General features: G+C 47.1%; 2 protein-coding genes and 2 pseudogenes. All 4 read right to left on the bottom strand.

Going from position 1 to position 4,060, the window contains the following annotated elements; genetic code table 11:
- Positions 1-264 (bottom strand): annotated as a pseudogene (locus tag RMO35_RS11300) (hypothetical protein); the annotation flags it as partial.
- A gap of 329 nt (positions 265-593) precedes the next feature.
- Positions 594-1,679, bottom strand: coding sequence for an aliphatic amidase (locus RMO35_RS11295; protein ID WP_309741282.1), 1,086 nt, complete (start codon positions 1,677-1,679; stop codon positions 594-596).
- 745 nt (positions 1,680-2,424) lie between these two features.
- A complete protein-coding gene (locus RMO35_RS11290; protein ID WP_309741281.1) occupies positions 2,425-3,276 on the bottom strand; it encodes an alpha/beta fold hydrolase in 852 nt (283 codons plus the stop codon).
- 102 nt (positions 3,277-3,378) lie between these two features.
- Positions 3,379-4,060, bottom strand: a pseudogene (locus RMO35_RS11285) (glycosyltransferase); the annotation flags it as partial.

Below are 4,060 nucleotides of genomic sequence, written 5' to 3'. Positions count from 1 at the left end.
GCTGTCTGCCACCGCCCGAACGCTCTCCAAGTCTCGATCGCCGATATCTACCGCTAGAGCCGTAAATCGCTGGCGATCGTCACTCAAAAAGTCGGTTGGAGCCTGCTCGATCGTTTGGGCGATAAATTCAGCTCCCGCCTTGCCAATGCCAATAATATGCACAGAGGAAGGCATCGGATCTCGATCTTTGACGCGATGGACTCCACCCCGCTTCAGGGCTTCCAATCGCTTCTTAATGCGCTGCATTTCCTGCGAATCGACCATGATAAATCCTCTCTCAAATTATCAATTTGTCAGAGTCGTCATTAGCTACCCAAAAATCTCTTCCGATCGGAGCTGTCTAAAAATCCCCCCTCGGAGGCTACCGTATATACATAAGTCTGTTTGACTTCGTTTCTAGATCTAAATCCCCCAACCCCCTTAGAAAGGGGGCTTTGAAAGTCCCCCTTTCCAAGGGGGATTTAGGGGGATTTCTAGGGTTTTCGCTTCTAACTAGAGACGTGTATAGACGGTAGACTCGGAGGGGTGCCCGTAGGGCGGGGTGGGTCAGATCTCCGCATCAACTCAGATCGCCTAGCGATAAGAGTCTGGAGTTAAGCTGTGACCGACACTTTTTCAGTTTCGGGTGCCACCACCACTGGCGGCGTAGCAACCTTCTGATTGGGAATCCCCTCGATCGGACATTCAACCGTGCCAGGAGTCGATCGCGTCATTGCCTCGACTTTCTCCTTGACCTTATTGGGATCGGCGACCCAATCGCGGTAAAATTCAAACGGACATTCCGCCATCCCATCGGCACCATCACCAGAGTTGAGCGTCCCGGTGTAGCCGCGATGCAAGAGCTTGTACAGGTGATTTTGAGATTGAGCGTTTTTGCGGAAATCGCGGATCGCAAATTTCGAGAGCGCGGCGTACTGAATCCCGTTCTCTTCCTCACCGCATTCGCCGAGCGTCCGCCCGTCAAACCCGACGATCGCCGAGTGCCCGAAGTAGCTATATACACCGTCGAAACCTGCCGCATTAGCCACCGCGACATAGGTATTATTCATCCACGCCATCGCCTTCGAGACTAAGATTTGTTGCTCTTTGGCAGGATACATATAGCCCTGACAGCGCACGACGAGTTCCGCACCCCGCATCACGCAGTCTCGCCAGATTTCGGGATAGTTACCGTCATCGCAGATAATCAGGCTGATTTTCAAACCCTTCGGCCCATCGGAGACATAGGTACACTTGCCGGGATACCAACCTTCGATCGGTGTCCACGGCATAATTTTTTGATATTTCTGAACGATTTCACCCCGATCGTTCATCAAAATCAGCGTATTGTAAGGTACTTTGTGAGGATGAGCTTCATGTTTTTCACCTGTAAGTGAAAACACCCCCCAAACTTTGTTCCGAATGCAAGCTTCGGCAAAGATTGCCGTTTCCTCACCGGGCACGGTGGCGGCTGTCTCCATCATTTCTTTGGAATCATACATGATGCCGTGAGTAGAATATTCCGGGAATACCACCAGATCCATTCCTGGCAAACCAATTTTCATGCCATCAATCATTGAGGCAATCTTTTCACAGTTTTCAATTACTTCTGCTTTGGTGTGCAGCCGGGGCATCTTGTAATTGACAACTGCAACTCCGACTGAGTCGGCACTCGAAGATATATCGCCATGATAAGACATGCTAATTTCTCCACTGATTAAGTTTATTTTATTCGATATCTGGCGGCTGAAGTGGTCTATAGAACTAACCGATCGTTCTAGATGACCGCAAATTATCGACGATCCTAATTCTTGCTAATTGCTAACTAGTTTTGTTATTTTTTCAAGACTAAGCTTAGTAATACTCGTGCTGCGTTGCTGGGGGTCGAGCGAGGTTCTCAAGCTCATATATTTAGATTAAGACATTAGAAAAATCAAAATTGTATCACCAGTTACCCGATTCTTATTATCTTGAGTATTTTGTTATTAGCTCCAGTATTTATATTTTTTGAAAATAATAAGCCTAGCCTTAAATCACCAGAACCACTCAGATCGCGACGTCGATCGGGGAAGCTTCACCAGTATTTTTCGCTGTCTTGACGCGCTTAACTTGGAAGGATACACCTTCTCCAAAGCGCTTGTCGGTGCCGACGGTTTAGCCAGACGAGACAAGACAGGAAGCCTCCCGGCTGCGAGCCGCTGACTGAAAGCCATCGCTAGGGAACCTCCGCGTGATTTCAGTCGCTGCAAGGTTGCGATCGGTTTGGCAGGATACACCTCTGTGACGAGCGCATCCGCTGTCTTGAAAAGGTGCTTGACTTGCGGCGTTTTTATTCGGGGGTTCCCCCCGAATAAGAAAACGACAAGACAGGGGAAACCCCAAGAACGCACTTTTCGCAAACTGTAGGGTCACAAGTGGTTGACGATCGAGAGGTTTTAAATAATGCTAGGCTGCTAAGAAATTCAACACTAATCGATTGAAGTTATCGCGATATTCTAGGTATGGGTGATGTCCACAATTAGGAAAGATCGCTAATTGATGGTTTGGCAAACCTGCGGCGGCAACATAAGCATGTTTGACGGGTATAATCCGATCGTTTTCGCCCCAGATAATTAATGTCTTTTGGGTAATTTGCGCTAAACTGTCGAGAATTGGTTGATAAACTTCCGATCGCACACCAGCTAACGTAAAATTACTTTTTCCCAGTCGTAAAATTACTGAATTTCGACCGGGGATGGCAAAGATTGGATAGCGAAATTCGATCCAATCTGGGGGTAATTGCCGACTATTATAGAAATTCGATCTCAACATGGCGGGAATCATCCACCGCCCCGGACGCAACAAACTAACGATCGCAGGTAATGTAATCAAGCGAATCCCTAGACTAATCTCTTTGCCCAAGCCCATACTATCGACTAATACTAACCGCTCGACTCGATCGGGATACAATCGTGTAAACTCTAGAGAGACACCACCACCCATTGAGTTACCGATGAGAGTAGCAGTATCGATGCCTAGTGCTGTCATGAAACCCGCTAAAAATTCGGCTTGCTCCGTCAGTGAATAAGTGCCATCTGGAAAGTCAGACTTGCCCGAACCAACCATATCAAACGCGTAAACTTGGTGGTGTTGAGCTAATTCGGCGATATTGTACAGCCAAAACTCGATCGAGCCATTGCCACCGTGGAGCAAGATCAGCTTACTACCACTGCTCCCCATCTGCCAATAACGCGTATTGATTCCATTTACCGCGACATAGCGGTCTGGTGGCAGTATAACTGAAGGATGAGCCGACATAGATGATACCAATTTGTTGAATTAGGGCGACAGATGTGGTGAAGTTAGGTAAAAGGTAAAAGGTAAAGTCCCCCCATCTCCCAGTCCCCCAGTCCCCCACACCTAATTCCCATAGGGACGGGGAAACGGTTTCAATAATTTCTGAGCTTGATAGACGCTAAATATTTCGACTATTTCACCACCGCGACGGATTGGAATTTCGCCTAATTTAGTAAGATTCTTGAAATAGCTAGGATACCGTTTATTGGCATCCAAATCGACATCAAAGGTTTTACTACCTAGATAAATAGCATTTTTTCCCAGCCACTGTTTTGGTGACGACCAAAATGCAAAACCGCGAAGATCGGCATCAAAGCAAGTTAGTGGTTTATGAAAGACTGGCTCGATCGCCATGGCAATTTGTCCGCCACTATAGTAGCGATTAGTGAAGACAAAATCTGCTTTTTTTAAGGCGATATTTAATTTAGGATTGTCGATAAATCCTTGCCGGAGTTGTCGAACGTCAAAAAGTTGAGTTGATGGATCGCTCTTAATGGGCAGCAAGCCATAAATTGCCGCACCGGGAGTTTGAAATGTGCCAAAAGCCACATGAGACAACGCGATCGATAGTAGTAGTAAAATTACAGCAGCCGAGCTAAAGAACCAACGATAGGGTATTCGCGCATTAGCATAACGCCGACTAATTACCACCCTTTCGGCAAGCAAAATTGTCGCCGTCCAGTATCCAGGCATCTTCCACCCAGGTAGAATTTGTTGATAGCCAGACATCAGCGTAAATCCTAAA

It is taken from the genome of Chamaesiphon sp. OTE_20_metabat_361, from assembly GCF_031364565.1.
Note: the sequence above shows the minus strand (reverse complement) of the source record. Positions and strands in the feature narration are given on the sequence as shown.